At 66.4% G+C, this 26,159-nt stretch carries 23 protein-coding genes; 13 read left to right on the top strand and 10 right to left on the bottom strand.

The window, feature by feature from the left end; translation table 11 throughout:
• Nucleotides 1-4: 4 nt before the first annotated feature.
• On the bottom strand, nucleotides 5-2,053 hold the full coding sequence (locus ACFOPI_RS12105) for a ribonuclease catalytic domain-containing protein (RefSeq protein ID WP_382174160.1): 2,049 nt from the start codon (nucleotides 2,051-2,053) through the stop codon (nucleotides 5-7).
• A gap of 39 nt (nucleotides 2,054-2,092) precedes the next feature.
• The gene (locus ACFOPI_RS12100; protein WP_382174158.1) at nucleotides 2,093-2,719 is read right to left on the bottom strand and encodes a YqiA/YcfP family alpha/beta fold hydrolase; all 627 of its coding nucleotides are present in this window, start codon (nucleotides 2,717-2,719) and stop codon (nucleotides 2,093-2,095) included.
• A 23-nt stretch (nucleotides 2,720-2,742) separates the two neighbouring features.
• Here ACFOPI_RS12100 and rodA point away from each other — a divergent pair, with 23 nt between their 5' ends.
• The 6 genes from rodA to ACFOPI_RS12070 all read left to right on the top strand — a co-directional run bounded on the left by rodA (nucleotide 2,743) and on the right by ACFOPI_RS12070 (nucleotide 9,230).
• Nucleotides 2,743-3,897, top strand: coding sequence for a rod shape-determining protein RodA (gene rodA, locus ACFOPI_RS12095; RefSeq protein ID WP_382174156.1), 1,155 nt, complete (start codon nucleotides 2,743-2,745; stop codon nucleotides 3,895-3,897).
• The gene (locus tag ACFOPI_RS12090) at nucleotides 3,897-4,799 is read left to right on the top strand and encodes an NAD(P)-dependent oxidoreductase (RefSeq protein ID WP_382174154.1); all 903 of its coding nucleotides are present in this window, start codon (nucleotides 3,897-3,899) and stop codon (nucleotides 4,797-4,799) included. The genes rodA and ACFOPI_RS12090 overlap by 1 nt, the downstream gene beginning before the upstream one ends.
• A 61-nt stretch (nucleotides 4,800-4,860) precedes the next feature.
• Entirely contained in the window at nucleotides 4,861-6,321 is a 1,461-nt protein-coding gene (tldD, locus tag ACFOPI_RS12085; protein WP_382174152.1) for a metalloprotease TldD, read from the top strand.
• 223 nt (nucleotides 6,322-6,544) lie between these two features.
• Nucleotides 6,545-7,672 (top strand): 3-deoxy-7-phosphoheptulonate synthase, encoded by a 1,128-nt coding sequence (locus ACFOPI_RS12080; RefSeq protein WP_382174150.1) that lies wholly within the window; start codon nucleotides 6,545-6,547, stop codon nucleotides 7,670-7,672.
• 279 nt (nucleotides 7,673-7,951) lie between these two features.
• A complete protein-coding gene (locus ACFOPI_RS12075; protein ID WP_382174148.1) occupies nucleotides 7,952-8,845 on the top strand; it encodes a hypothetical protein in 894 nt (297 codons plus the stop codon).
• A 64-nt stretch (nucleotides 8,846-8,909) separates the two neighbouring features.
• Nucleotides 8,910-9,230: a hypothetical protein gene (locus tag ACFOPI_RS12070; RefSeq protein ID WP_382174146.1), complete on the top strand. Its 321-nt coding sequence runs from the start codon at nucleotides 8,910-8,912 to the stop codon at nucleotides 9,228-9,230.
• Here ACFOPI_RS12070 and mpl read toward each other — a convergent pair.
• A complete protein-coding gene (mpl, locus tag ACFOPI_RS12065; RefSeq protein ID WP_382174144.1) occupies nucleotides 9,224-10,702 on the bottom strand; it encodes a UDP-N-acetylmuramate:L-alanyl-gamma-D-glutamyl-meso-diaminopimelate ligase in 1,479 nt (492 codons plus the stop codon). The two genes, ACFOPI_RS12070 and mpl, sit on opposite strands and share 7 nt — an antisense overlap.
• Nucleotides 10,703-10,742: 40 nt before the next feature.
• On the opposite strand from mpl, the gene ACFOPI_RS12060 reads away from it, so the two are divergent.
• The 7 genes from ACFOPI_RS12060 (at nucleotide 10,743) to ACFOPI_RS12030 (ending at nucleotide 16,852) form a co-directional block, all read left to right on the top strand.
• Entirely contained in the window at nucleotides 10,743-11,372 is a 630-nt protein-coding gene (locus tag ACFOPI_RS12060) for a hypothetical protein (RefSeq protein ID WP_382174143.1), read from the top strand.
• Nucleotides 11,369-11,890, top strand: coding sequence for a TlpA family protein disulfide reductase (locus ACFOPI_RS12055; protein WP_382174141.1), 522 nt, complete (start codon nucleotides 11,369-11,371; stop codon nucleotides 11,888-11,890). The genes ACFOPI_RS12060 and ACFOPI_RS12055 overlap by 4 nt, the downstream gene beginning before the upstream one ends.
• Nucleotides 11,891-12,138: 248 nt before the next feature.
• Complete coding sequence (gene accB / locus ACFOPI_RS12050) at nucleotides 12,139-12,603, top strand: acetyl-CoA carboxylase biotin carboxyl carrier protein (protein ID WP_382174139.1); 465 nt, start codon at nucleotides 12,139-12,141, stop codon at nucleotides 12,601-12,603.
• A 15-nt stretch (nucleotides 12,604-12,618) separates the two neighbouring features.
• A complete protein-coding gene (gene accC, locus ACFOPI_RS12045) occupies nucleotides 12,619-13,968 on the top strand; it encodes an acetyl-CoA carboxylase biotin carboxylase subunit (protein WP_382174137.1) in 1,350 nt (449 codons plus the stop codon).
• A 7-nt stretch (nucleotides 13,969-13,975) separates the two neighbouring features.
• Entirely contained in the window at nucleotides 13,976-14,860 is an 885-nt protein-coding gene (gene prmA, locus ACFOPI_RS12040) for a 50S ribosomal protein L11 methyltransferase (protein WP_382174940.1), read from the top strand.
• A gap of 48 nt (nucleotides 14,861-14,908) precedes the next feature.
• Nucleotides 14,909-15,952, top strand: a complete 1,044-nt coding sequence (locus ACFOPI_RS12035; RefSeq protein ID WP_382174135.1) for a zinc-ribbon and DUF3426 domain-containing protein — start codon at nucleotides 14,909-14,911, stop codon at nucleotides 15,950-15,952.
• Between the two features lie 18 nt (nucleotides 15,953-15,970).
• Complete coding sequence (locus ACFOPI_RS12030; protein WP_382174133.1) at nucleotides 15,971-16,852, top strand: carbohydrate kinase family protein; 882 nt, start codon at nucleotides 15,971-15,973, stop codon at nucleotides 16,850-16,852.
• Nucleotides 16,853-16,918: 66 nt separating this feature from the next.
• Here ACFOPI_RS12030 and ACFOPI_RS12025 read toward each other — a convergent pair whose 3' ends face one another.
• The 7 genes from ACFOPI_RS12025 to ACFOPI_RS11995 all read right to left on the bottom strand — a co-directional run bounded on the left by ACFOPI_RS12025 (nucleotide 16,919) and on the right by ACFOPI_RS11995 (nucleotide 26,159).
• Nucleotides 16,919-17,425 (bottom strand): histone, encoded by a 507-nt coding sequence (locus ACFOPI_RS12025; RefSeq protein WP_382174132.1) that lies wholly within the window; start codon nucleotides 17,423-17,425, stop codon nucleotides 16,919-16,921.
• A 103-nt stretch (nucleotides 17,426-17,528) separates the two neighbouring features.
• Nucleotides 17,529-18,683, bottom strand: a complete 1,155-nt coding sequence (locus ACFOPI_RS12020) for a ribonucleotide-diphosphate reductase subunit beta (protein ID WP_382174130.1) — start codon at nucleotides 18,681-18,683, stop codon at nucleotides 17,529-17,531.
• A gap of 141 nt (nucleotides 18,684-18,824) precedes the next feature.
• On the bottom strand, nucleotides 18,825-21,671 hold the full coding sequence (locus tag ACFOPI_RS12015) for a ribonucleoside-diphosphate reductase subunit alpha (protein WP_382174938.1): 2,847 nt from the start codon (nucleotides 21,669-21,671) through the stop codon (nucleotides 18,825-18,827).
• A gap of 332 nt (nucleotides 21,672-22,003) precedes the next feature.
• Nucleotides 22,004-22,627 (bottom strand): 1,6-anhydro-N-acetylmuramyl-L-alanine amidase AmpD, encoded by a 624-nt coding sequence (gene ampD / locus ACFOPI_RS12010; protein WP_382174128.1) that lies wholly within the window; start codon nucleotides 22,625-22,627, stop codon nucleotides 22,004-22,006.
• Nucleotides 22,608-24,092 carry a sigma-54-dependent transcriptional regulator gene (locus ACFOPI_RS12005; protein ID WP_382174126.1) on the bottom strand — a complete coding sequence of 495 codons (1,485 nt, stop codon included), beginning with the start codon at nucleotides 24,090-24,092 and terminating at the stop codon, nucleotides 22,608-22,610. Before ACFOPI_RS12005 ends, ampD begins: the two co-directional genes overlap by 20 nt.
• Nucleotides 24,093-24,098: 6 nt before the next feature.
• Nucleotides 24,099-25,892 (bottom strand): ATP-binding protein, encoded by a 1,794-nt coding sequence (locus tag ACFOPI_RS12000; protein WP_382174124.1) that lies wholly within the window; start codon nucleotides 25,890-25,892, stop codon nucleotides 24,099-24,101.
• 27 nt (nucleotides 25,893-25,919) lie between these two features.
• A complete protein-coding gene (locus ACFOPI_RS11995) occupies nucleotides 25,920-26,159 on the bottom strand; it encodes a PP0621 family protein (protein WP_382174122.1) in 240 nt (79 codons plus the stop codon).

Below are 26,159 nucleotides of genomic sequence, written 5' to 3'. Positions count from 1 at the left end.
AGCCTCAAGACGCCGACGCAGGGTCGGTGGCACCGGCCTCGGCTTCGTTGACATCGATGGCCAGGGCCAGCGGCGCGGCCAGTTCTTCGTCCTCGGCGTCCGCCGATTCTTCCAGTGCTTCAACCGCCCCATCCAGCCGCTCGATCACGGTGCCTGACACATCCAGCGCGATCTCGTCGATGGCGCCCAGGCGCACGCGCACATGGGCGCCGCGCGGCAAACCCTCGGCACCCAGTACCGGCAGCACCAGCGGCAGCGTGTCGGCGCGCACCAGGTTGTCCTTGATCAGGGTGGCCGTCAGTTCGGTGGTGCCGGTCTGCTGCAGGTGCTTGAGCGTCCAGAAGCGTTCCATGCCGTTCTGGAAGCCGTTGTAGGCGGTGTAGGCCGCGTCGAAGCCGCTGATGATGGCGAACAGGTTGGCGTCCTTGGGCTTGAACGGCGCCGCCAGCGCGGCCGTGGTGCCGTGGCGCGCGCAGGCGATGATCTGCCACTGGTTGACCAGGTCCACATAGCGGCGCAAGGGCGAGGTGCTCCAGGCGTAGGCCTTGACGCCGATGCCCGCGTGCGGCGCGACCTTGGTGCCCATGCGCACCTTGACGCCGGGTGCCAGGCTGGCCTGGCTGCGGTAGATGCCGGGCACGCCGCAGGCGGCCAGCCACTGGCCCCAGGTGCTGTTGGCCAGGATCATGGCCTCGGCCACCATCAGGTCGAGCGGGGCGCCGCGCGAGCGGGTGCCGATGAGCACGGTCTCGCTGCCGTCGGGCTCGTCGCCCGCCACACCCTGGAGCTTGAAGGTGTAGTCGGGCCGTGTGAAGGTCTCGGGCTTGCCGCGCACCACTTCGCGCTGCGCTTTCAGGTGTTTCGCCAGCCGGAAGATGAAGGCCAGCTGCGGTTGCAGGGCGGCGATCTCGTCGCTCGCCGTTCCCACAGAGGCCTCCCCGGTCAGCCAGGCTTCGGTGATCACGCTGTCGAGCTGGTCGTGGCGCAGGTTGTGGGCGATGGGCACGCGCTCCAGCACCGTGCGGCTGTCCTTGAGCTCCAGAGTCGCTTCGTCAACGCTCACATAGAGCGACACCGCCGGGCAGTCGCGCCCGGCCTCCAGCGTGTAGCTCTGCACCACGGTGTCTGGCAGCATGGTGATCTTGTGGCCCGGCATGTAGACCGTGGACAGGCGCTGGCGCGCCACGTGGTCGATGGCGTCGTCGGGTTTGATGGCCAGGCCCGGCGCCGCGATGTGGATGCCCAGCGTGACCGTGCCGCTGCCCAGGCCTTGCAGCGAGAGGGCGTCGTCGATCTCGGTGGTGTGCGAGTCGTCGATGGAAAACGCCTGCACCGCCGCAACGGGCAGCTCGTCGGTGATGGCTGGTGCCTGCAGGGCTGGAAAGCCCGTGCCCTTGGGGAACTGGTCGAACAGGAAGCGCTGCCAGTGGAACTGGTAGGCGCTGGTGATGGCGCCTGCTTTTTCCAGCAGGGCCAGCGGGTTGAGGTGGCTGCTGCGCGCGGCCTCGACCACGGCCTTGTATTCGGGCGCGTTCTTGTCGGGCTTGAAGAGGATCTTGTAGAGCTGCGCGCGCACCGGCTCCGGGCAGCTGCCGGCCACCAGTTCGGCGGCCCAGGCGTCGATCTGGGCCTGGATCTGTTTCTTCTTTTCAATGGCGGCGAGCGCCTGGGCCACGATCTCGGCCGGCGCCTTCTTGTAGCGGCCCTTGCCGGCGCGGCGGAAGTAGTGCGGCGCGCCCTGCAGGCAGATCAGCGCCGCGACCTGCTGCTCGGTGGTGGCCGGGTCGCTGAAGTAGTCGGCCGCCAGGTCGGCGAAGCCGAACTCGTCCTCAGGTGCGAATTCATAGGCCAGCTCCAGCTCCATGGACGCGGCCAGAGCCGTGGCGGCAGGCATGAGCTGGGCCGGGGCGGGTTTCTCGAAACGCAGCAGGGTGTTGGCCAGCTTGACCTTCACGCGCTTGCCCGAATCCAGCTCCACCTGCAGGGAGCTCTCGGCTTCGGACATGAGGCGGCCGGTCATCAGCTTGCCGGCTTCGTCGAACAGAATGTGCATGGGCGAGATTGTCCCACGCAGGGCAGGGCGCCCCGCGCCTCAGCCCGCCAGCCGGAGAAACCTGAGCAGCCGGTCGATGTGGCGGTCGAAGTCGGAAATCGCGTGGTCGCCTTCTGGTAGGCGGTGGATGCTGCCACCTGCGCAGAAAGTCATCATTTCTCGCCAGTCCAGCACCTCGTCCTTTTCGGAGATGAGCGCAAACAGGCGGTCGGGGGTGGCAGGCCGACCGGGTACCAGCCGGGTGATGTCGCTGGCCAACGTTGCCAGCTCGTCGACGAACTCGGCCCGGAAGAAGATGTGTTCGTCCGGGTTCTGCCAGACCGGGTGCTCGCCGATGTATTTCGCCAGATCGCGCTGCGGAAATGGCGCCGGGTTGAGCAGGGCCGCCAGGCAGCACCGTTGCAGCGACAGCCAGCGGGCGTAGAAGCCGCCCAACGAGGAGCCGATGACGGCCATGCGGTCGGCGGGCCAGTCGTCTGTGAGTCGCCGCATCAGGTTCGCTGCTTCGCGCGGGGACGGCGGCAGTTGCGGGCAGCACCAGGCCACGCCCGGGTGCTGCAAGCGCACGCGCTCGGCCACCAGCAGGGCCTTGGCCGATTGCGGCGACGAACGGAAGCCGTGCAGGTAGAGCAGGTGTGTGACCGGAGGATGGGGTGGGGTGTGCATGCCAGAAGGATAATGTGTGCCTCATGGCCGCCGTACTCGACAAACCCTCGCTCTGGCAACGCATCCGACCCATCTTCCAGGGCTTCGACGGACCGCTGGCATTGGCCATCTTGCTGCTCGCCGGTGCGGGGCTGATGACCATGTATTCGGTCGGCTTCGACCACGGCACGCGCTTCACCAGCCACGGCCGCAACATGCTGCTGGCCGCCGTGGTGCTGTTCACCGTGTCGCAGGTGCCGCCCCAGCGGCTGATGGCGCTGGCGGTGCCGATGTACGTGGTGGGCGTGATGCTGCTGCTGGGGGTGGAGCTGTTCGGCATCACCAAGAAGGGTGCCACGCGCTGGATCAACGTCGGCATCGTGATCCAGCCCAGCGAGCTGATGAAGGTGGCCATGCCGCTGATGCTGGCCTGGTGGTTCCAGCGCCGCGAGGGCATGCTCAAACCGCTGGACTTCGCCATGGCGGGGCTGCTGCTGGCGGTGCCGGCCTTCCTGATCCTCAAGCAGCCGGATCTGGGCACCACGCTCCTGGTGCTGGCCTCGGGCCTGGCGGTGATCTTCTTCGCCGGCCTGAGCTGGAAGCTGATCATCCCGCCGGTGCTGCTGGCGGCGGTCGGCATCGTCACACTGATCATCATGGAGCCGCAATGGTGCGCGCCCGACGTCGACTGGAAAGTGCTGCACGAGTACCAGCGCCAGCGCGTCTGCACCCTGCTGGACCCGTTCAAGGACCCGCTGGGCAAGGGATTTCACATCATCCAGGGCATGATCGCCATCGGCTCCGGAGGTGTCTGGGGCAAGGGCTTCATGCAGGGCACGCAGACCCACCTGGAGTTCATTCCCGAGCGCACCACCGACTTCATCTATGCCGCGTTCTCCGAGGAGTTCGGTCTGGTGGGGACCTTGTGCCTGATGGCGGGTTTCATCTTCCTGATCGTGCGCGGCCTGACGGTCGCGATGGAGGCTCCGACCCTGTTTGCGCGCCTGCTGGCCGGCGCGATGACACTCAACATCTTCGTCTACGCCTTCGTCAACATGGGCATGGTCAGCGGCATCCTGCCGGTGGTGGGCGTGCCGCTGCCGTTCATCAGCTATGGCGGCACAGCCATGGTGACCATGGGGGTGGGATTGGGCATCCTGATGTCGATCGCCAAGTCCAAGCGGTTGATGCAGTCATGATGAACGCGGCCTTTCCCGTGGCGGTCGTCGGCGCGGGCAACATGGGCGGTGCCATGGTCGAGCGCCTGTGCGAAGCGGGGACGGCCGTGATGGTGTGCGATACCGATCCCGCGCGGCAGCGGCAGGCGCTGGCGGCTGGCGCCGAACTGGCCGACACGCCATCGCTGGCGGCTTCCGGGCTCGCCCGCGACGGCGTGCTGATCGTCTGCGTGGTGGATGCGCAGCAGTCGCGCGAGGTGCTGTTTGGCACCGATGGGGCGGTTTCTCGCATGCGAGAAGGCCAGGCTGTGATGCTCTGCCCCACCATCGCGCCGCAAGACACTGAGGCCCTCGCCGCCGGTCTGGCGGAGCGTGGCATCGGCTGCATCGATGCCCCAATGTCCGGTGGGCCGGCGCGGGCGCGCAACGGCAGCATGAGCCTGATGCTGGCCGCGCCAGCAACCCTGCTGCAGCGCCACGAAGCGCTTCTCGCCCGGCTGTCCTCGCGCCGTTTCGTCATCAGCGAGCGCGTGGGCGACGGTGCCCGGACCAAGCTGGTCAACAACCTGCTGGCGGGCATCAACCTGGTCGGCGCGGCCGAGGTGCTGGCGCTGGCCGACCGCCTGGGGCTGGACCTGGGCACCACGCTGGACGTGATCGAACAGTCCAGCGGCCAGAGCTGGATCGGCTCGGACCGTATGCGCCGGGCGATTGCCGGCGATTTCGAGCCTCGCGCCCACATCACCCTGCTTGAAAAGGACACCCGACTGGCGGTCGAGGCCGCCCGGCAGGCCGGCTTCGATGGCCCGCTGGGCGCCCGGGCGGCGGCCGTGTTCGCCCAGGCCCACGCCGCCGGCTTGGCCGACCGCGACGACGGCGCCCTGCTGCCGCTGCTGCGCGGGCAGGCCGGGCAATCCCACTGATCCGCCCGGGGTCACGACCGGCGGCAGGCGCTCTGGCGCCCGGCTTCCTACAATCGAGCCCATGATTGCTCGCGAACCCACCCTGGCCCGACTGGCCACCGCAGAAAGCCTGTTGCTCACCCCCTACGGTCTGAGCATGTCCCACCTGCAGCGCGCGCTGGGCGAGATGACCTCGCACGGCGTCGACGACGCCGACCTCTATTTCCAGACCACGCGCAGCGAGGGCTGGAGCCTGGAGGAGGGCATCGTCAAGACCGGCAGCTTCAGCATCGATCAGGGAGTCGGCGTGCGCGCCGTCAGCGGCGAGAAGACCGCCTTCGCCTATTCGGACGACCTGTCCTGGGACTCGCTGCTGGACGCCGCTCACACGGTGCGATCGATTTCCGGCCAGGGACAGAGCCGCAAGGTCCGTGTGCCGGCCGCCAAAGCCTCGAAGTCGCGCTCGCTCTACCCGGGGCTCGATCCCATCGGCACCCTCGACAGCACGGCCAAGATCGCCCTGCTGGAGAAGGTGGAGAAACTGGCCAAGGCCCGCGACCCGCGCGTGGTGCAGGTGATGGCCGGGCTGGCTGCCGAGCACGACGTGGTGCTGATCGCGCGCGCCGACGGCACGGTGGCGGCCGACGTGCGGCCGCTGGTGCGCCTGTCGGTGACTGTGATCGCCGAGCAGAAGGGGCGTCGCGAAATGGGCACCTCGGGTGGCGGCGGCCGTTTCGGCCTGGCCTATTTCGACGACGCCACGGTGAACGGCTATGTGGAAGAGGCCGTGTCCTCGGCTCTCACCAACCTCGAAGCCCGCCCAGCACCCGCTGGCGAGATGACCGTGGTGCTCGGCCCGGGCTGGCCCGGCGTGCTGCTGCACGAGGCCGTGGGCCACGGGCTGGAGGGCGACTTCAACCGCAAGGGTTCCAGCGCCTTCAGCGGCCGAATCGGACAGCGCGTGGCGGCCAAGGGCGTGACCGTGCTCGACGACGGCACCATCGCCGACCGCCGCGGCTCGCTCAATGTCGACGACGAAGGCCACACGACGCAGAAGAACGTGCTGATTGAGGACGGCATTCTCAAAGGCTACATCCAGGACGCGATGAACGCGCGCCTGATGGGCGTCAAGCCCACCGGCAATGGCCGTCGTGAGAGCTACGCCCATGTGCCGATGCCACGCATGACCAACACCTACATGCTGGGTGGCGACAAGGCGCCGGAAGAAATCGTCGCCTCGATCAAGAAGGGCCTGTACGCCACCAACTTCGGCGGCGGCCAGGTGGACATCACCAGCGGCAAGTTCGTCTTCTCCGCCAGCCAGGCCTACTGGGTCGAGAACGGCAAGATCCAATACCCGGTCAAGGGTGCGACCCTGGTGGGCAGCGGCCCCGAGTCGCTCAAGAAGATCAGCATGATCGGCAACGACATGCGGCTGGACAGCGGCGTCGGTACCTGCGGCAAGGAAGGCCAGAGCGTTCCGGTGGGCGTGGGGCAGCCGACGCTGCGCATTGATGGCCTGACAGTGGGCGGTACGGCCTGATCAAGGTCTGTCAGAAGCCCGTCAATAGTCCTGTGCTACATTCGCCCCCTATGCAATCCCGCGCCGCCATCTTTTTTGGCTTTTACTTTTGGTTCTCTGTCCCCGGCGGACGAGAGGCAAGGGTGTAAGCGCGCCAAGCAACCCAAAACCTCCGAAACCGCCGGGCCCACAGCCCGGCGGTTTTTTTTCAGCCTTTCACCTTCCAACCTGCGAGGAGCTTTCGATGAACGCCAAGACCACTGCCGCCAGCGATGCCTGGTATGCGCGGCCTGCCGACAAGACCAGCCAGACCGACGACCAGCGCATCAAGGACATCACTGTGCTCCCGCCGCCCGAACACCTCATCCGCTTCTTCCCCATCGCCGGCACGCCGGTCGAGACCCTGATCAAGCAGACCCGCAGCCGCATTCACGACATCCTGCACGGCCAGGACGACCGCCTGCTGGTCATCATCGGCCCCTGCTCGATCCACGACCCGGCCGCTGCGCTGGACTACGCGCGCCGCCTCAAGCCGCTGCGCGAGCAGTACGCCGACACGCTGGAGATCGTGATGCGGGTGTATTTCGAGAAGCCGCGCACCACGGTGGGCTGGAAGGGTCTGATCAACGACCCTTACCTGGACGAAAGCTACCGCATCGACGAAGGCCTGCGCATCGCGCGCCAGCTGCTGATCGAGATCAACCGCCAGGGCCTGCCGGCGGGCAGCGAATTCCTGGACGTGATCAGCCCGCAGTACATCGGTGATCTGATCAGCTGGGGCGCCATCGGCGCGCGCACCACGGAAAGCCAGGTGCACCGTGAGCTGGCATCCGGCCTGTCGGCGCCGATCGGCTTCAAGAACGGCACCGACGGCAACATCAAGATCGCTACCGACGCCATCCAGGCGGCCGCGCGCGGCCACCACTTCCTGTCGGTGCACAAGAACGGCCAGGTCGCCATCGTGCAAACCAATGGCAACAAGGATTGCCACGTCATCCTGCGCGGGGGCAAGGCACCCAATTACGACGCCGCGAGTGTGGCTGCGGCCGTCAAGGAGCTGGAAGCCGCCAAGCTGACGCCGCGCCTGATGGTGGATTGCAGCCACGCCAACAGCAGCAAGCAGCACGAGAAGCAACTGGAGGTGGCGCGCGACATCGGTGGGCAGATGGCCGCTGGCAGCCGGAGTGTGTTCGGGGTGATGATCGAAAGCCACATTGAGGCCGGCGCCCAGAAATTCACGCCGGGCAAGGACGACGTGAACAAACTGGCCTACGGACAGAGCATCACCGACGCCTGCCTGGGCTGGGGCGATTCGGTGCAGGCGCTGGAAATCCTTTCCCAGGCGGTGGCTCGCCGGCGGACCGCACGCTGACAGTCCGTTCCTGGCAAAGCTCACAGGACCCTGTCGCCAACGGGTGTGTCCGCCTATGAGGACGATGGTCTAATGTGAGCAGCACGCGGTGCGCATCGTGGGCGCTGCGCGGGCTTGGGTGGCAAGCCACAGGGGGTGTGTTTGGAGCAGCCAGTTCTGGGTCTGGGATTGTTGGGTTTTTCCGATGCAGTGGGACTGCGCCTGCAGGAGTGGGCGGCCCAGACGCCTGCCGGTTGGCCCCAGTGGCGCACTTGCGATCCACACCTGGCTGACGCCTGGATGATCGCTGGCGATGCCGTAGACGTGCTCGGTCGCGACGAACTGGTGATCCGTCATCCCCACGGCAGCGGTGAGCGCCTGACCCTCAATCGCGCCGAGGTCGACCGGCCGCTGGCGTTTGCTACCCCACTGCCCGAAGGGTTTGCGTCGGCGGAGTTTTTCGAAGCCGAGAGTGAAAGCAGTGTGCGCCAGCGCCTGCAGCGTTTTGAGGCCTGGCTGCGACCCCTGCGCACCCAGTTTGCCCTCGGCGCGCGGATATACGACCACATGGATCAGATGCGTGCCGGTGGTGTGGTCCACCTCTCGGCGGCTGACCGGCTGCTGGCGGTCATCGACATTCAACGCTGGCAGGCGTCCCTGCTGATTCCGGCTCGTCCGGTTGACCTGGCGATGGCTGATTGGACCTTCGGTGCCAAGCTGTCGCTGGAGGTGCCGCCGTCGTTCATTCGTCTTCCTCTGCACCGCGTGATGTGGAACTACGCGGTGCGAACCCGGCGCGACGTGTTGCCCCACCGGTACCGCGAGCAGAGTCTGTACCTGCGCCGGGTGCCGCGCCTGCCGGCGCACTGGTTCGGCGAGTTCCACCTGGTGCTGATGCGCGAACTGATGGAGCGGCCGGCCACGTTCGCCCAGTTGCGTGAGCGGACCTCGGCGTCGGATCCGCACCTGGCGCGCCACTTGGCGGCGCTGTACCACGGAGGTGCGCTGACGACCGATGTGGACAGTGCCCGCCGGGCCGAAAGAGACAACCGGCGCTCGATGGTGGCCCTGCGGTTTGACCATGTCGACGCCGACCCGTCCTCGCGTCAGCACAACCCGGACTCGGTGGCGCCGTCCAGCCTCCTGCGCCAGGCGGTTCATTCGCCACTGCGTGTGTCGACGGGCGCACAATGAGAATGTAAGAAGAGGCCCGGTTTCCGGGCCGCTGTGTTCATCCCTAGCCGTCAGGAGTATTCCCATGCGCAGCCAAGTCATCGTGACCTGGGGCGAACCCGCCACCTACCGCTTCGACCTTGAAGAGGTCCAGCCCATGCCGCACGACCAGGCGCGCGCCTGGCTGGACCAGCAGTTCACGGCATTCGACTGCGAGCCCATCCGCCTCACCGGCAAGGTGCTCACGGCCGACAAGGTGCTCAGTGTGGCGCAGGCGGCCGGGCAGGACCGCTTCCGTGATGTCGCACATCGAGAATGGGCGATGGAATTTGCTCGCGCCAGTAGCGCCGCTCTCGCCAAGCCGACCGTCACGGTCGACCTGGGCACCATGTCGGTCGGTTACTGAGCCGTTGACCCCAGGGCCGTGAGCAGGCGGGTGTGGATGCCGCCGAAGCCGCCGTTGCTCATGCAGACGATGTGGTCCCCGGCCTTGGCGGCCGAGGTCACCTGTTGCACCAGCTCATCGATGGTCGGGGCGACCGAGGCACGTCCACCCATCTGCGCCAGCGCCTCGCGCGCATCCCAGTCCAGCCCGCCTGAGTGGCAGAACGCGAGGTCAGCCTGTTCAAGGCTCCAGGGCAGTTGCGACTTCATCGTGCCCAGCTTCATCGTGTTGCTGCGCGGCTCGAACACCGCCAGGATGCGCCCCCCCGCTGGACCCAGACGCCGGCGCAGCCCGTCCAGCGTGGTGCGGATGGCGGTGGGGTGGTGGGCGAAGTCGTCGTAGACGGTGATGGCGCCGCCTTCACGGGCCGCAGTGCCACGGACTTCCATGCGCCGTCGCACGTTCTGGAACTGGCCCAAGGCCTTCGCCGCGTCGGACGGTGACACCCCCACGTGCTGTGCAGCGGCAATGGCTGCCAAGGCATTCAGTTGGTTGTGCTCTCCAGTAAGTGCCCACTCCACCCGGGCCATTACCTGGCCGCGTTCGAGTACGTCGAAGGCGTGGGGCTCGCCGACCGCGCTGAAGTCGCTGACGGTGGAACCGAAGCTGCGCACCTCGCTCCATTGCCCCATGTGCAGCACCCGGTCCAGGCTTTCTTCGAGGCCGTTGACGACCAGCCGGCCGCTGCCGGGCACGGTGCGCACCATGTGGTGGAACTGCCGCTCGATCGCGGCCAGGTTGTCGAAAATGTCGGCGTGGTCGAACTCGAGGTTGTTCAGGATGGCCGTGCGCGGGCGGTAATGCACGAACTTGCTGCGCTTGTCGAAGAATGCAGTGTCGTATTCGTCGGCTTCAATGACGAAGAGTGGGCGGCGGGGCTCCTGTGCGCTCAGCTCCGTGTCCCCCGCCCGCTGCGCGGGCTCCTCGTTTACCTGCGCTGAGCGCACAGGCGCCCCGCCGCCCAGCCTCGCCGAGACGCCGAAGTTCATCGGCACACCGCCCACCAGGAAGCCGGGCTCCAGGCCGTTGGCTTCCAGGATCCAGGCCAGCATCGAGGTCGTGGTGGTCTTGCCGTGTGTGCCGGCGACGGCCAGCACATGGCGTCCCTGTAGAACATGTTCGGCCAGCCACTGCGGGCCGCTGGTATAGGGGGCGCCCGATTCCAGAATGGCCTCCATCAGTGGGAACTTCGGGCTGCCGTCGGCCAGTCGGGCGCGGCTGACCACGTTGCCGACCACGTACATGTCCGGGGCCAGCGCCATCTGGTCGGCAGAGAACCCCTCGATCAGGTCGATGCCCAACGCACGCAGCTGGTCGCTCATGGGGGGATAGACCCCAGCATCGCAGCCCGTGACGCGGTGGCCAGCTTCGCGTGCGAGTGCGGCCAGACCGCCCATGAATGTGCCGCAAATGCCCAGGATATGAATGTGCATCCGGCGATTCTAGGGGGCCACCCGTGCACAATCGCGGGCCATGGACAGCTTCCGCACCGACACGTCCGCCGAGATTGCCTCGGTGGCGGCGCGCCTGGTGGTCGACGAGGGTCTGGAATACGCGGCAGCCAAGCGGCGCGCGGCCAAGCAGCTCGGTCTTCCGCCTTCGCGCACCCCCTGGCCCGACAACCAGATGCTGGAAGAGGCGGTGCGCGAGCACATTGCCATCTTCTGCGCCGACACCCAGCCCGCCGAGCTGCGTGAGCTGCGTGAGCTGGCGCTGGTGTGGATGGATCGGTTGGCCGCTTTCAGGCCGCATCTGTGCGGAGCGGTCTGGCATGGAACCGCCACCCGCCAAAGCGACATCTATGTGCAGCTGTACTGTGACGATCCGAAGTCGGCGGAATGGGCGCTGCTGGATCACCGTGTGGAGTACCACCCAGGGACAGCGGCCAGCGATGCCCAAGGCGAGCCGGTCGAGGCCCTCACGCTGAGGCTGCGCTGCGAGGCACTGGAACAATGGGTGCTCCTGCACCTGCTGGTACTTGACCACGACGCTCTGCGCGGCGCGCTCAAGCCCGACGCACAGGGGCGGAGGCCCCGGGGTGATGCACAGGAGGTGAGGAGCTTGCTGGCCGACGCCCCAGGCCCACAGAGGGGAGTAGCATGAACCGCCGGACCCTGTTGATGGGGGGGCTGGGTGCAGCCGCTGCCGCGGCTGGTGCGGGTGTGGCCTGGTGGCGGCTGCGTCCTGGGCCTGTGCTTGGTGAGGCCGAAACCCAGTTCTGGGCGAGCGCGTTTCCTGATGTGGCAGGCGCTCCGGTGCCCATGGCGAACTTCAAGGGGCGTCCTCTGATCGTGAACTTCTGGGCCACCTGGTGCCCGCCTTGTGTGGAGGAACTGCCGCTCATCAACGCCTTCTACCGGGAGCACTCGGCCCGTGGTTGGCAGGTGCTGGGGTTGGCAGTGGACCAGTCCGCACCGGTGTCGAGGTTTCTGTCCCGGCTGCCCCTGGACTTTCCCGTGGCGCTGGCCGGCTTTGCCGGCACTGACCTGGCCCGGAGCCTGGGCAACCCCAGCGGGGCCTTGCCGTTCAGCGTGGTGTTTGGTGCAGACGGGGCGACGCTGCATCGCAAGCTGGGCAAAGTCAGTGCCGAAGAGCTGGCACAGTGGGCCCGGCTGGGCTGACTCCGCTGCAGCACCGGTGTTGCCGGTCAAACGTTGCGAACAGAATTAAAAAACGGTTAAAGTCCCGCCAACTTGGACCAGTTTGCGTGCCAGCCGCGGGACGCTACCCGCTTCTTGGGGCGTGACGAACGGCGCTTCCAGTGTGATCCACCTCGTGTACACTGCGCACCCCGGCAAGTCGGCAGCGCTTCGTTTGATTGAAAATAAGCGAAGTTTGACCAACTTGACTGCAATTCGTTGGAGAAATCATGGATCTTAGAAAACTGAAGACACTGATCGACCTGGTGTCCGAGTCGAACGTGTCCGAACTGGAAATCACCGAAGCCGAAGGCAAGGTGAGGATCGTCAAGAGTGCTCCAGCGGCCGCAGTGGCCCAGGTTGTCGCCGCAGCGCCCGTGGCTGCGGTCGCGCCCCCCGTGGTGCAGGCTGTGGCCGATGCTGCGTCTGCGGCGGCTCCTGCCGCCGCGCCGGCTCAGGTTGGACACACTGTCAAATCGCCCATGGTCGGCACCTTCTACCGCGCGTCCAGTCCTGGTGCCAAGCCCTTTGCCGAGATCGGGCAGACCATCAAGGAAGGCGAGACCATCTGCATCGTCGAGGCCATGAAGATCCTCAACGAGATCGAGGCCGACAAGAGCGGCACCATCACGCAGATCCTGGTCGAGAACGGCCAGGCGGTGGAATACGGCCAGCCGCTGTTCATCATCGAATAAGGGGATCTTCGCCCCATGTTCAAGAAAATCCTCATCGCCAACCGCGGCGAAATCGCCCTGCGTGTGCAGCGCGCCTGCCGCGAGATGGGCATCAAGGCCGTGATGGTGTATTCCGAGGCCGATCGAGACGCCAAGTACGTTCGGCTGGCCGACGAGGCGGTCTGCATTGGCCCGGCGCCGTCGGGCCAGAGTTACCTCAGCATGCCGGCCATCATTTCGGCCGCCGAGGTCACGGACGCAGAAGCGATCCACCCGGGCTACGGCTTCCTGTCGGAGAACGCCGATTTTGCCGAACGCGTCGAGCGCAGCGGTTTCACCTTCATCGGCCCGACCCCCGAGTCCATCCGCATCATGGGCGACAAGGTCTCAGCCAAGCAGGCCATGATCCGCGCGGGCGTACCCTGCGTGCCTGGGTCCGAAGGTGCGCTGCCGGACGATCCGGCCGTGATCAAGAAGACCGCCAAGGCGGTGGGCTACCCGGTGATCATCAAGGCGGCAGGGGGCGGCGGCGGTCGCGGCATGCGCGTGGTGCACACCGAAGCTGCGCTGATCCATGCGGTGCAGACCACCAAGGCGGAGGCCGCGGCGGCCTTCGGTAACCCCGAGGTGTACATGGAGAAGTTTCTCCAGAACCCCCGGCACATCGAGATCCAGGTGCTGGCCGACACGCACCGCAATGCGGTCTACTTGGGTGAGCGCGACTGCTCGATGCAGCGGCGCCACCAGAAGGTGATCGAGGAGGCGCCGGCGCCGGGCATCCCGCGTCGCCTGATCGAGAAGATCGGTGACCGTTGCGCCGCTGCGTGCAAGAAGATCGGTTACCGCGGTGCGGGCACCTTCGAGTTCCTGTACGAAAACGGCGAGTTCTACTTCATCGAGATGAACACCCGCGTGCAGGTGGAGCACCCGGTGACCGAGTGGATTTCGGGCGTGGACATCGTGCGCACCCAGATCGCGGTCGCAGCCGGCGAGAAGCTGCCGTTCACCCAGCGTCAGATCCAGCTCAAGGGCCACGCCATCGAGTGCCGTGTCAACGCGGAAGACCCCTACAAGTTCACCCCGTCGCCTGGGCGCATCACCACCTGGCACATGCCCGGCGGGCCGGGTGTGCGTGTGGACTCGCACGCCTACACCAACTACTTCGTGCCGCCCAACTACGACTCGATGATCGGCAAGATCATCGTGCACGGCGACACGCGCGAACAGGCGCTGGCGCGCATGCGCACCGCCTTGTCCGAGTGTGTGGTCGAGGGCATCAAGACCAACATCCCGCTGCACCGCGAGCTGATGGTCGACGCCAGCTTCGTGGCTGGCGGCACCAACATCCACTACCTCGAAGAGTGGCTGTCGCAGCGTGAGCGCTGACCTGTCGCTGTACGAGCTGGTGCTGCTGGTCCCCGAGGCCGGCGTCGAGCCGGTTGGCGATGCGCTGGTGGCGCTGGACGCGCTGAGCGTCTCGGTCGAGGATGCCGATGCGCTGACCCCGGCCGAGCAGGCGCTGTTCGGTGAACCCGGCATGCCGCCACCCAAGGAAGGCTGGAACCGCTCGCGCGTGGTCGCGCTGTTTCCTGACGAAGCGGCGGCGCGAGAGGCCGCGGAGTTGCTGCTGCCGCAGGACTTCTTCGAGGGCTCACAGGTGATGGGCGTGCGCGCCGTGGCGGACCAGGACTGGGTGCGCCTGACCCAGTCGCAATTCGATCCGGTCGAGATCACGCCGACATTCTGGATCGTGCCGACCTGGCACGAACCGCCTGCCGCCGCGCAGCGGGTGATCCGGCTCGACCCCGGCCTGGCCTTCGGCACGGGCACCCACCCGACCACCCGCATGTGCCTGCGCTGGATCGCTGCCCATGCGCCGCGGGGTCAGCGCGTGCTCGACTACGGTTGCGGCTCGGGCATCCTGGCCATCGGCGCGGCCAAGTTCGGCGCCGAACCCATCGTGGCGGTCGACATCGATCCGGCCGCCGTCGAGTCCACGCGGCTCAACGCCGATGCCAACAGCGTGGTTCTGCGCACCGGCTTGCCCGACGCGGTAGACGGGCATTTCGATGTCGTGCTGGCCAACATCCTGGCCACGCCGCTCAAGGTGCTCGCGCCTTTGTTGTGCGAGCGCGTGAAGGCGGGTGGGCATCTGGTGCTGGCCGGCATCCTGGCGCGTCAGGAGGACGAGCTGCGCGAGGCTTATGCGCCCTGGGTGCATCTGAGCGTGAGCGACGAGGAAGACGGCTGGATTCTCATGACCGCCCACAAGGCGTGAAGCGCCTCCGCTGCAGGGCGCGGCGCGGGTGCCTGCAATAATTGCCGCATGAGTTTCACCACCCGCTGTCCGGCTTGCGGAACGACCTTCCGGATCGTTCCTGATCAGCTCAAGATCTCCGACGGCTGGGTGCGTTGCGGGCACTGTTCCGATGTGTTCGATGCCACGCTGTTCCTCGAAGGAGAGCCGGTGGCTGCGCCAGCGCAGGTGTCGACCCCTTCCGTCGCCGTCATCTCGGAGCCACCAGTCCCTGTTGCTCATGACGACACGGATGGCGAATGGCTGCTGCACCCGGGGTCATCGACCGATGGGCGGCCGTCAGGGCCGGCTCCTGCAAAGGTCGACGACGGCTTCTCCGACGAGTTGCGCCGGTTTGCTGCGCAAGCCAAGGACGATGTCCAGCAGACTTCCGCAATCCCCGTCGCACCCCCGGATCCTGAACCGATGTCCGCCAAAGAGGCCGCTGCGGCGCTGGTGAGCCAGCTGCCTCCTGCGCCTCTTCCGGTGGTCGAGGCACAGCCGCCTGCGTTGGCGCCAGAACCGGAGCCGGATGACGATGTGCCGGTGCTGGCAGAACCCAGTTTCGTCCTGCAAGCCCGGCGGAAGGCTTTCTGGCAGTCACCGGGAGTGCGTGTGTCCCTGGTGGCGGGGTGCTTCGCGCTGTTGGCCGGGCTGCTGGCCCAGTGGGGCGTGCACGAACGAGATCGGTTGGCGGCCCGGTATCCGTTCACGATGCCTCTGTTGACCGCGCTGTGCCGACCGCTGGGCTGCAGCATCGGCCCGGCCCGTGACATCGAGGCGGTGGCCATCGACAGCTCCAACCTGGTGCGCCGTCTGGGCAATTTCTATTCCTTCGACCTGGTGCTCAAGAACAGCGCCGCGCTCCCGCTGGCGGTGCCGGCGCTCGAACTGAGCCTGACCGACACCCGCGACAACGTGATCGTCCGGCGGGTGTTTCTTCCGGCGGAGCTGCCGGGCGCGCCCGAGGTGTTGCCAGCGAAAGGTGCGGTGTCCATGAGCCTGCGGCTGTCCATTGCCGACAGCGGCGTGTCCTCCATGACGGGCTACCGGGCCCTGGTGTTCTATCCCTGATCCATTCTTTTTTTCATCATGTCAATCCTCATCTGCGGCTCCCTGGCGTTCGACACCATCATGACCTTCGAAGGTCGTTTCGCCGAACAGATCCTGCCCAGCCAGCTGCACATCCTCAACGTGTCCTTCCTGGTGCCCGGCATGCGCCGTGAGTTCGGTGGCTGTGCCGGCAACATCGCCTACGGCCTGCGGCAACTGGGGTCTGACGCGGTGCCGCTGGCCATGGTTGGCAACGATGCGCACGACTACCTGTCGCGGCTGCAGGGCCTGGGCGTGGACACGCGCTTCATCGGCACGACGGCGGACAACTACACCGCGCAGGCGATGATCATGACCGACCGCGACAACAACCAGATCACGGCGTTCCATCCCGGTGCCATGTCGCAGGCCCATGAAAAACGCGTGCCGGTCGATGCGGGCATCCGTCTGGCGATCATCGCGCCCGATGGTCGCGACGCCATGCTGCAGCATGCGCAACAGCTGCACGATGCGGGCATTCCCTTCGTGTTCGACCCCGGTCAGGGCCTGCCGATGTTCAACGGCGAGGAGCTGCGCCACTTCGTATCGATGGCCAGCTGGGTGGCGGTCAACGACTACGAAGGCAAGATGCTCAGTGACCGCACGGGGCTGAGCTTGTCGGAGATCGCCGGTCAGGTCCGGGGGCTGGTCGTGACGCTGGCCGAGCACGGCTGTGACGTGTATGCAGAAGGGCGCCAGACCCGGGTGGCCGGCGTGCCGGCCAGCGCGGTGGTGGACCCGACCGGTTGTGGCGACGCGTTCCGTGCCGCGCTGCTGCACGGGCTGTCGCAAGGCTGGTCGCTGGAGCGCTGCGCAGAGCTGGGCAACCGCCTTGGCGCCACCAAGATCGCCAGCAGGGGTGGTCAGAACTACACGCTCTGACTGGGCGCTGCAATGAAAAAGCCCGGCGTTTTCACGCCGGGCTTGTCAATCATCCCGAAGGATGACTCAGGGCTTGCTGGACGTGGGGAACGGCCAGGCAGCCTGAGGGTTCAGCTTGGTTTGCGCTGCAGGTGCCGCAGGGGCTGCCGGCTTCTTGGCCGGCTCAGCTTTTTTTGCGGGGGCTGCCTTCTTGACGGCGGCCTTCTTGGGGGCAGCGGCTTTCTTGGCCGGAGCGGCCTTCTTCGGTGCAGCAGCCTTCTTGGCCGGAGCGGCCTTCTTCGGTGCAGCAGCCTTCTTGGCCGGAGCGGCCTTCTTCGGCGCAGCAGCCTTCTTGGCCGGAGCGGCCTTCTTCGGCGCAGCAGCTTTCTTGGCCGGAGCGGCCTTCTTCGGCGCAGCAGCCTTCTTGGCCGGGGCGGCCTTCTTGGCCGGAGCGGCGGCCTTCTTCACAGCGGCCTTTTTGGCCGGGGCTTTTTTCGCAGTTGCCATTGTTTTCTCCTTGATCAAGTTGCAAAGAGCACTTCGCGCGGCAGATCTCCGCGGAAGTGATTCAGGGCCCTGGCGCCGTGGATGCATCCACGGAGGGCGCCAAGGCCTTGAATCCTGTGACAAAGCCCTGCCCCGGACGCCGGAACGTCTGGGGCAGGGCTTTGTGATTCGGTGAACATGAGATGAGGCATCAGTCCCAGGACAGCGCTCCGCCGGACTGGTATTCGATGACGCGGGTCTCGAAGAAATTGCGTTCCTTCTTGAGATCGATCATCTCGCTCATCCAGGGGAACGGGTTCTCTTCGTTCGGGAACAGCGGCTCCAGGCCGATCTGTGTGGCTCGACGGTTGGCGATGTAGCGAAGGTAGCCCTTGAACATGGAGGCGTTGAGCCCCAGCACGCCGCGCGGCATGGTGTCTTCGGCGTACTGATACTCCAGATCCACTGCCTTGAGGAACAGCTCCTTGATCTCGGCCTTGAACTGCGGTGTCCAGAGCATCGGGTTCTCGAGCTTGATCGCGTTGATCAGGTCGATGCCGAAGTTGCAATGCATGGACTCGTCGCGCAGGATGTACTGGTACTGCTCGGCGGCACCGGTCATCTTGTTCTGACGGCCCAGCGCGAGGATCTGCGTGAAGCCGACGTAGAAGAACAGGCCTTCCATCAGGCACGCAAACACGATCAGCGACTTGAGCAGCGTCTGGTCGGCCTCAGGCGTACCGGTCTTGAAGTTGGGGTCCATGATCGCGTCGATGAACGGAATCAGGAACTCGTCCTTGTTGCGGATGGACTGTACCTCGTGGTACGCGTTGAAAATCTCGCCCTCATCCAAGCCCAGGCTCTCGACGATGTACTGGTAGGCGTGGGTATGGATGGCTTCTTCGAACGCCTGGCGCAGCAGGAACTGGCGGCACTCGGGCGCCGTGATGTGGCGGTAGGTGCCCAGGGTGATGTTGTTGGCGGCCAGCGAATCGGCGGTCACGAAGAAACCGAGGTTGCGCTTGACGATGCGGCGCTCGTCTTCTGTCAGGCCGTTCGGGTCTTTCCAGAGCGCGATGTCGCGGCTCATATTCACTTCCTGCGGCATCCAGTGATTCGCGCAGGTGGCGAGGTACTTCTCCCACGCCCATTTGTATTTGAACGGCACCAATTGGTTGACGTCGGTCTGGCCGTTGATGATGCGCTTGTCGGCCACGTTCACGCGGCGCTGTTCGCTGCTGCGCGAGGCGGCAGAAGAAGAGGAAGCGGGGGAGGACACTGCGGCTTGCGCACCCGATGAGGTGGGTGGCAATGTTTGAAGAGCGGGCTTCGAGGAGGGAGTGACTTGTTCGTCCCAGGTCAGCATGGTGGTGTCCAATTCAGCGGATTATCGAAGTGTCGGCATGAAATGCAAAGGACTCATGCGCGCGATGAATGTTTTGTGTTGCGGTGTCGCATCGAAAAAGCACACGGTGCGACAGCTTCATCACGCGCATGAGCGCAGGCATCACTGGCAGGCTTCGCAGCCCGGGTCGTCGATCGCGCAGAACTTGATGTCGGTCGCGGGCTCGGCGGCAATTGCCGCAGCAGGTGCTGCGCTCATTGCGGGTTCGCCACCATGGGCCGACACCGCGTTGAGCTGGCCGGTGCGCCCCGTGGATTTTTCAGCGTGCGTGGCCGAGGTGGTGCGCAGGTAGTAGGTGGTCTTGAGACCGCGCAGCCAGGCGAGCTTGTAGGTCTCGTCGAGCTTCTTGCCCGAGGCGCCGGCCATGTAGATGTTCAAGCTCTGCGCCTGGTCGATCCACTTCTGGCGGCGCGCCGCGGCTTCGACCAGCCACATCGGTTCGACCTCGAACGCGGTGGCGTAGAGCGCTTTCACGTCCTGCGGCACGCGGTCGATGGGACGCAGCGAACCGTCGAAGTGCTTCAGGTCCATCACCATCACGTCGTCCCACAGACCCAGGCGCTTGAGGTCCTTGACCAGGTAGCTGTTGATGACGGTGAACTCGCCCGACAGGTTGGACTTGACCGAGAGGTTGCCGAAGCACGGCTCGATCGAGGCGTCCACGCCGATGATGTTGGAGATGGTCGCGGTGGGCGCGATGGCCACGCAGTTGGAGTTGCGCATGCCGTCGGCTGCGATCTTCTTGCGCAGGGCGTCCCAGTCCAGCGTGGCCGAGCGGTCCACATCCACATAGCCGCCGCGCTCGCGCGCCAGCAGGTCCAGCGTGTCGGGCGGCAGGATGCCCTGGTCCCACAGGGAGCCGCGGTAGCTGCTGTAGCGGCCGCGCTCGCGCGCCAGTTCGGTCGAGGCCCAGTAGGCGTAGTAGCAGATCGCTTCCATCGAGCGGTCGGCGAATTCAACCGCCTCGTTGGAGGCGTAGGGAATGCGCATTTCGTACAGCGCGTCCTGGAAGCCCATCAGGCCCAGACCGACCGGGCGGTGGCGCAGGTTGGAGTCGCGCGCCTTCTTGACCGCGTAGTAGTTGATGTCGATCACGTTGTCGAGCATGCGCATCGCCGTGTTGATCGTCTTCTGCAGCTTGGCGTGGTCAAGCTGGCCGTTGCTGAGGTGGCGGTGCAGGTTGACCGAGCCCAGGTTGCAGACGGCGGTTTCGGTGTCGCTGGTGTTGAGCGTGATTTCGGTGCAGAGGTTGGAGCTGTGCACGACGCCGGCGTGCTGCTGCGGGCTGCGCACGTTGCAGGCGTCCTTGTAGGTGATCCAGGGATGGCCGGTCTCGAACAGCATCGAGAGCATCTTGCGCCAGAGGTCGGTGGCCGACACCTTCTTGTAGGGCTTGATCTCGCCGCGGGCCGCCTTCTCCTCATAAGCGAGGTAGGCCTTCTCGAAGTCGGCGCCGAACAGGTCGTGCAGGTCGGGCACGTTGTTGGGCGAGAACAGGCTCCACTCGCCTTTTTCCATCACGCGCTTCATGAACAGGTCGGGAATCCAGTTCGCCGTGTTCATGTCGTGGGTGCGGCGGCGGTCGTCGCCGGTGTTCTTGCGCAGCTCCAGGAACTCTTCGATGTCCAGGTGCCAGGTCTCCAGGTAGGTGCAGACCGCGCCTTTGCGCTTGCCGCCCTGGTTCACCGCGACGGCGGTGTCGTTGACCACCTTCAGGAAGGGCACGACGCCCTGCGATTCGCCGTTGGTGCCCTTGATGTGGGCGCCGAGCGCACGCACGCGGGTCCAGTCGTTGCCCAGGCCGCCGGCGAATTTGGACAGCAGTGCGTTTTCCTTGATCGATTCGTAGATGCCGTCCAGGTCGTCGGGCACGGTGGTCAGGTAGCAGCTGGAGAGCTGCGAGCGCAGCGTGCCGGCGTTGAACAGGGTGGGCGTGGACGACATGAAGTCGAACGAGGACAGCACCTCGTAAAACTCGATGGCGCGGGCTTCGCGGTCGATCTCGTTGAGCGCCAGGCCCATGGCCACGCGCATGAAGAAGGTCTGCGGCAGCTCGATGCGGCTCTTGCGCACGTGCAGGAAGTAGCGGTCGTACAGGGTCTGCAGGCCCAGGTAGTCGAACTGCAGGTCGCGCTCGGGCTTGAGCGCAGCGCCCAGGCGGGTCAGGTCGAACTGCAGCAGCTTTTCGTCCAGCAGCTCGTTCTGCACGCCCTTCTTGATCGCTTGCGGGAAGTAGTCGGCGTAGCGCTCGCCCATCTGTGCGGCCGGCACCTCTTCGCCCAGCACCTCCTTGACCACGGTGTGCAGCAGCAGGCGCGCGGTGGCGTAGGTGTAGTCCGGGTCTTTTTCGATCAGGGTGCGGGCGGCCAGGATGGCGGCCTTGTAGACCTCCTCGATCGGCACTCCGTCGTACAGGTTGCGTTTGGTCTCGGCCACGATGGGGTCGGCCTTGACGTCCTTGCCAAGGTTGGCGCAGGCCGCCTCGATCAGACCCTGCAGGCGCGCGATGTCCAGCGGCACACGCTGACCGCCGTCCATCACATGCAGCGTGGCTTCGGCGGGCTTGGCCGCTTCGGCCTGGTGGGCGCGTTCCTGCGCCCGGCGCTCGCGGTACAGCACGTAGGCGCGGGCGACCTCATGGTGGCCACCGCGCATCAGGCCCAGTTCGACATGGTCCTGCACGTCCTCGATATGGAAGGTGCCGCCGCCGGGGCGCGAGCGCATCAGTGCGCGCACCACCGTCTGGGTCAGTGCGTCCACAGTCTCGCGCACGCTGGCCGACGCCGCGCCCTGGGTGCCGTGCACCGCCAGGAAGGCCTTCATCATGGCCACCGCGATCTTGCTCGGCTCGAACGGCACGACCGCGCCGTTGCGACGGATGATCTGGTACTGGGTGAGCACGGAGGCGCCAGCGGGCTCGGCGGAGGAGCCAGTGCTGCCGGTGGGCATGTGGGGGGTGTTGGGGGAGGCGACGGGCGTGGCGGTCAGCATGGTTCCTCTTTCGTTTGTGTTGTGGCGCCGATGGTTCGGCTGGTGCGGCGCACACTATATCTGGTGTCTGGTGGTGGTTCAAGCCACTACCGGTAGTGTGTCGAGAAAAAGCGTGTCCTTTTTCGTCAGACAAAAACGGGCCATCGGGCATGCGATTCGCTCAGGTCCGGCGTGACGCGGCGTCGGTGTGTGGTGCGGGTGCCGGAATCAAGCAGGCGCGCGCATTTCCCGCGGATTTCGTGTGGAACTCCGCGCGATTGCTGGAGATGTGCTGCAAGGGAGAACGCTGTTCAGGCTGCGGACGAGGGGGCCTGATCGAATGTGGCGATCACGCACTCGGGAAAGCACCGAGGGTCCCAGGCCAGGCCGCGCTGCAGACGTGCCCAGTCGAAACCGGGGCCGGGGTCGAGCTTGCGACCCGGGGCGATGTGCTCGTGTCCGGCGATGTGGGCGATCGGGTAGCGGCCGGCGAGATGCCGGCACAGGTCGGTCAACGCCCGGTACTGCACGTCCTCGAAGGTCTGGCCTTCAAGGCCTTCGAGCTCAATACCGATCGAGTCGTCGTTGCAGCGCTCGCGGCCTCGCCAGCACGACACCCCCGCGTGCCAGGCACGCCGGTCCGCGTCCACGAACTGCATCACCTGCCCGTCGCGGCGCACAAAAAAATGCGCCGAGACCTCCAGGCCCCGGATCTGCTCAAAGTACGGGTGACCCGACCAGTCGAGCTGGTTGGTGAACAGTTGTTCGACTTCCGGTCCCCCGTACTGTCCGGGTGGCAGGCTGATCGAATGCAGGACGATGAGGTCGACCACGACGCCTGCGGGGCGGTCGTTGGCGTTTGGCGAGACCACCTGCTGCGCGGTGCGAAGCCAGCCCCCCGACCAGTCGCCTGTTTCAGTTGGTGCTGTCGTCATCGTCGGACGGCATGGTGATGCCCAGGCGCTGGATGCGGTAGCGGATCTGCCGCAGGTTGAGCCCGAGGCGGTTGGCCGCGGCCGTGCGGTTGTAGTCGCATTCCTTGAGCGCCTTGAGCAGGACCTGTCGCTCCTGCTCGTCCAGGTAGCTCTGCAGATCGTCAGGGATGGTGTCTGGCTGGGTGGTCTGCGCTTCAGCGGCATCAGCGTGTGCGCTGCGCGCCGCGGTGTCTGCAAAGCCGGTGTCCGTGGGGTCGTCCGGGTCTGCGAAGTCCTGCGCCTGCAGCTGGCTTCCAGTGCTCAGCGCCAGCGCGCGCTGCAGCAGATTTTCGAGCTCGCGGACGTTGCCTGGCAGCTCGCGGGCCTGCAGCCAGGCGAGGGCGTCGCCGGTGAGCGTGGGGATCGGCTGGCCGGCCTCGCTGCAGATGCGGTGCAGCAGGGCATCGACCAGCAACAGCAGGTCTTCCCGCCGTTCCCGCAGCGGTGGCGTGCGCAGGCCGATCACGTTGAGCCTGTAGAACAGGTCCTGCCGGAACTCGCCGTCTCGGACCAGGGTCGCCAGATCCTTGTGGGTGGCGCTGACCAGACGCACATCGACCGCTTCCTCCTGCACGCCGCCCAGCGGGCGCACGCGCCGCTCCTGGATCACGCGCAGCAGCTTGGCCTGCATGCCCAGCGGCAGGTCGCCGATTTCGTCAAGGAACAGCGTACCGCCCTTGGCGGCCTGGAAGTAGCCTTCCCGGTCGTGGCTGGCACCGGTGTAGGCGCCCTTGCGCGCGCCGAAGAACTCGGCCTCGATGAGGTTGTCAGGGATCGCTCCACAGTTGACGGCCACGAACGGGCCGTCGGAACGGTGGCTGCACTCGTGCACGGCCCGCGCCACCAGTTCCTTGCCGGTGCCCGATTCGCCCAGGATCAGCACCGGGGCCATGCTGGTGGCGACCTTTTCAATGCGCTGGCGGATCTGCTGCATGGTCGTCGACGCACCAACGATGCGCCGCAACGCCTGCACGCCGGCCGGTGGCGGGGGGGCGGTGCGCTGTGTCTCGCTCGCCGTTCCGCGGCGCGCCGCGCCGGCCGCCGGATGGCGCTGGCTGTGCAGGGCCGCCTGCACGGCTGCGCGCAGCTGTTTGAGGTCCACCGGCTTGGTCAGGTAGTCGAAGGCACCGCTCTTGAGGGCCTCGACCGCGTTTTCGGCCGAGCCGTAGGCGGTGATCACGATGGTCCTTTCAGTGCGCTGTTGCTCGCCGAGTTCGCGCAGCAGCTCCAGGCCCAGGCCGTCGGGCAGGCGCATGTCGGAGATCAGCACATCGAAGCGTCGCTGGCCCAGCCATTCCCGTGCCTGGGCGAGGTCGGACGCCGGCACCACCTCGTGGCCTTCGCGCAGCAGGGTGAGTTCGTACAGGGTGCGCAGGTCCGGTTCGTCGTCGACGACCAGCACACAGGCGGTGGAGGAGGCAGACATGGGCGCTCAGAGCGTGGACAGGGACGGGGGTCCGTTGGTGGACGGGCGCGAAGGGGGGGGCATCGAGTCCCCAGGAGGATAGGTCAGGCTCTGCTGGACCGGGGCCCGCGCGCCGCCTTGCAGGGTCGGGGCCAGTATGTAGAACTCGTTGCCCTCTTTCTGGTCGAGCCGACTGCGCTGGTAGGCGATCTGCGCACCGTAGCGCTCGCACAGTTCCCGGCAGATGTACAGGCCCAGCCCGCTGGACCGGCTCTCGGACGAGAAGAAGGGTTCGAACAGGTGCTTGAGCACGCCCGGTTCCAGCGGCGCGCTGTCGCTCCACACCGAGATGCGCACCCGGTCGTGCCCGCTGGGCTGCGTGATCACCCGCACCGAAGAGGGGCGCCGGCTGGCGTGGCGCAGGGCGTTGTCCAGCAGGTTGATCAGCAGGCGCCGCAGGTGCTCGGGGTCGAACGCGATGTGCACGCCCGGCGCGTGAGGGTGCACACCCAGCACGCCTTGGGCCTGCGCCCCGCGGTTCCACTCGTGGGTGATGTAGCGCACTGTCTGGTCCAGGGGCAGGGCGGGCGCCGTTTCACCCTGGCTGGGCTGCGCCCTGGCCACGTTGAGGATGTCGTCCACGATCTTGGCCAGGCGCTGCGCGTTCTGGTCGATCATGCGCGTCAGGCGCTTCTGCCCGGCTTCGGTGACCTCTTCGTCCAGCAGCGCGTTGGCCTGGCTGATGGCCGACAACGGGTTGCGGATCTCATGTGCCACGGCGGCCGACATGCGACCCATGGAGGCGAGCTTTTCGGTGCGCACGCGCGCCTCGACCTCGCGCAGGTCTTCGAGGAACAGCACGCAGAGCTCGGTGGGGCGTGCGCTGTGGGCACTGGTCAACCGCGTGCGCGCGAACAGGCGGTGGGTGGTGAGTTCGTCCAGGTCCACACGGACCTCGGATTCGAGCTCCTGGCCCCGCAGGAAGGTCTGGTCCACCAGTCGTGCCAGCTCTTCCCAGCCGGAGCGCGCCGACAGCAGCAGCTTGGCGGCATGGGGGTAGGCCTCGCCCATGAGCATGCCCTGCGCCGCCGGGTTGGCGTTGCGCACCACACCGTGGCGGTCGACTACCAGCACTCCTTCGCTCAGGCTCTCGATGATCAGCTCGTTGACCTGGGCCTGGGTGCGGGCGGCGGCCTGGCTGCTGCGGGCGCGGGCCTCCTCGCGCGCCAGCCGCTGCGCCAGCTGGCTGGCCAGGAAGGCGACCAGGAAAAAGCCGGTCCCCGTCAGACCCGATTGCAGGAAGCGTGAGGTCGACACCTCGCTGAGCAGCGGGGCGCTGATCGCAGCTTCGCCCAGCAGGAACAGCGTGACCACGGCCGCGGTGGCCAGTGCCAGCGTCATGGAGCCCAGGATGGAGGCCATCAGCACCGGCAGGGCGAACAGCGGGGTGTAGTTGATGCCGGCCTGCTCGAAGTACTGCAGCACGCTGAAGACGGTCAGGTCGACCCCGATGGTCAGCAGCCATTGAACGCCCAGGGCCTGCCCCGGGGCCGGAGGGCGTGTCATGAACAGCACGGCCAGCGCCGCGCTCAGGTGCAGCGCGCACACTGCCACCAGCCACGATGGTCCGGCGCCCGGGCTGCGCAGCAGAAACACCTGCAGCGCCAGCAGCACGAAGGCGATGAGCACCCGGGCGCGCATGAACGCGCGCCACAGGCGCACGTAGGCCCGCACCTGGTGGTGACGGTCCTGCGCGTTGCCGCCGGCTTCCAGTGTGGAAAACCAGGACGGAGCGAAATGGGAATGCGGTTCCTTGGGCATGTCAGAGCAGGGGCCGCGTGCCGCGCATCACCGCACCGAGGCTTCGTGCTGGCGGCGGTGTTCTGCGCAGCAGTAGCGGCCCCGGTGGCCTTGCACCACTTCCGCTTCGGGCACATGGGTGCCGCACTGGGCGCAGGCGATCATGGCCACCGGACCGCGCGGCGCCCTGGTCTTGGGCGCGTTGTCGTTGCGTTCATCGTTTTGGCGGTTGTTGCGCCAGATCCAGAACGCGAACAGCAGCACCAGCAGGACCAGCAGGTATTTCAT

This window comes from Hydrogenophaga luteola (genome assembly GCF_042648585.1).
In the GTDB taxonomy this organism is placed as follows: Bacteria; Pseudomonadota; Gammaproteobacteria; order Burkholderiales; family Burkholderiaceae_C; genus Hydrogenophaga; species Hydrogenophaga luteola.
This window is presented reverse-complemented; position numbering and strand designations above follow the sequence as displayed.

What these genes read in the sequence shown, in the direction of transcription:
- ampD (WP_382174128.1), bottom strand. Translation starts at nt 22,627, where the DNA reads ATGACGACAGCACCAACTGAAACAGGCGACTGGTCGGGGGGCTGGCTT.
- ACFOPI_RS12005 (WP_382174126.1), bottom strand. Translation starts at nt 24,092, where the DNA reads ATGTCTGCCTCCTCCACCGCCTGTGTGCTGGTCGTCGACGACGAACCG.
- ACFOPI_RS12090 (WP_382174154.1), top strand. Translation starts at nt 3,897, where the DNA reads ATGAACGCGGCCTTTCCCGTGGCGGTCGTCGGCGCGGGCAACATGGGC.
- ACFOPI_RS12055 (WP_382174141.1), top strand. Translation starts at nt 11,369, where the DNA reads ATGAACCGCCGGACCCTGTTGATGGGGGGGCTGGGTGCAGCCGCTGCC.
- ACFOPI_RS12020 (WP_382174130.1), bottom strand. Translation starts at nt 18,683, where the DNA reads ATGCTGACCTGGGACGAACAAGTCACTCCCTCCTCGAAGCCCGCTCTT.
- ACFOPI_RS11995 (WP_382174122.1), bottom strand. Translation starts at nt 26,159, where the DNA reads ATGAAATACCTGCTGGTCCTGCTGGTGCTGCTGTTCGCGTTCTGGATC.
- ACFOPI_RS12105 (WP_382174160.1), bottom strand. Translation starts at nt 2,053, where the DNA reads ATGCACATTCTGTTCGACGAAGCCGGCAAGCTGATGACCGGCCGCCTC.
- mpl (WP_382174144.1), bottom strand. Translation starts at nt 10,702, where the DNA reads ATGCACATTCATATCCTGGGCATTTGCGGCACATTCATGGGCGGTCTG.
- ACFOPI_RS12080 (WP_382174150.1), top strand. Translation starts at nt 6,545, where the DNA reads ATGAACGCCAAGACCACTGCCGCCAGCGATGCCTGGTATGCGCGGCCT.
- ACFOPI_RS12100 (WP_382174158.1), bottom strand. Translation starts at nt 2,719, where the DNA reads ATGCACACCCCACCCCATCCTCCGGTCACACACCTGCTCTACCTGCAC.
- accC (WP_382174137.1), top strand. Translation starts at nt 12,619, where the DNA reads ATGTTCAAGAAAATCCTCATCGCCAACCGCGGCGAAATCGCCCTGCGT.
- rodA (WP_382174156.1), top strand. Translation starts at nt 2,743, where the DNA reads ATGGCCGCCGTACTCGACAAACCCTCGCTCTGGCAACGCATCCGACCC.
- ACFOPI_RS12070 (WP_382174146.1), top strand. Translation starts at nt 8,910, where the DNA reads ATGCGCAGCCAAGTCATCGTGACCTGGGGCGAACCCGCCACCTACCGC.
- accB (WP_382174139.1), top strand. Translation starts at nt 12,139, where the DNA reads ATGGATCTTAGAAAACTGAAGACACTGATCGACCTGGTGTCCGAGTCG.
- ACFOPI_RS12075 (WP_382174148.1), top strand. Translation starts at nt 7,952, where the DNA reads ATGATCGCTGGCGATGCCGTAGACGTGCTCGGTCGCGACGAACTGGTG.
- ACFOPI_RS12015 (WP_382174938.1), bottom strand. Translation starts at nt 21,671, where the DNA reads ATGCCCACCGGCAGCACTGGCTCCTCCGCCGAGCCCGCTGGCGCCTCC.
- ACFOPI_RS12025 (WP_382174132.1), bottom strand. Translation starts at nt 17,425, where the DNA reads ATGCATCCACGGCGCCAGGGCCCTGAATCACTTCCGCGGAGATCTGCC.
- ACFOPI_RS12060 (WP_382174143.1), top strand. Translation starts at nt 10,743, where the DNA reads ATGGACAGCTTCCGCACCGACACGTCCGCCGAGATTGCCTCGGTGGCG.
- ACFOPI_RS12030 (WP_382174133.1), top strand. Translation starts at nt 15,971, where the DNA reads ATGTCAATCCTCATCTGCGGCTCCCTGGCGTTCGACACCATCATGACC.
- ACFOPI_RS12000 (WP_382174124.1), bottom strand. Translation starts at nt 25,892, where the DNA reads ATGCCCAAGGAACCGCATTCCCATTTCGCTCCGTCCTGGTTTTCCACA.
- ACFOPI_RS12035 (WP_382174135.1), top strand. Translation starts at nt 14,909, where the DNA reads ATGAGTTTCACCACCCGCTGTCCGGCTTGCGGAACGACCTTCCGGATC.
- tldD (WP_382174152.1), top strand. Translation starts at nt 4,861, where the DNA reads ATGATTGCTCGCGAACCCACCCTGGCCCGACTGGCCACCGCAGAAAGC.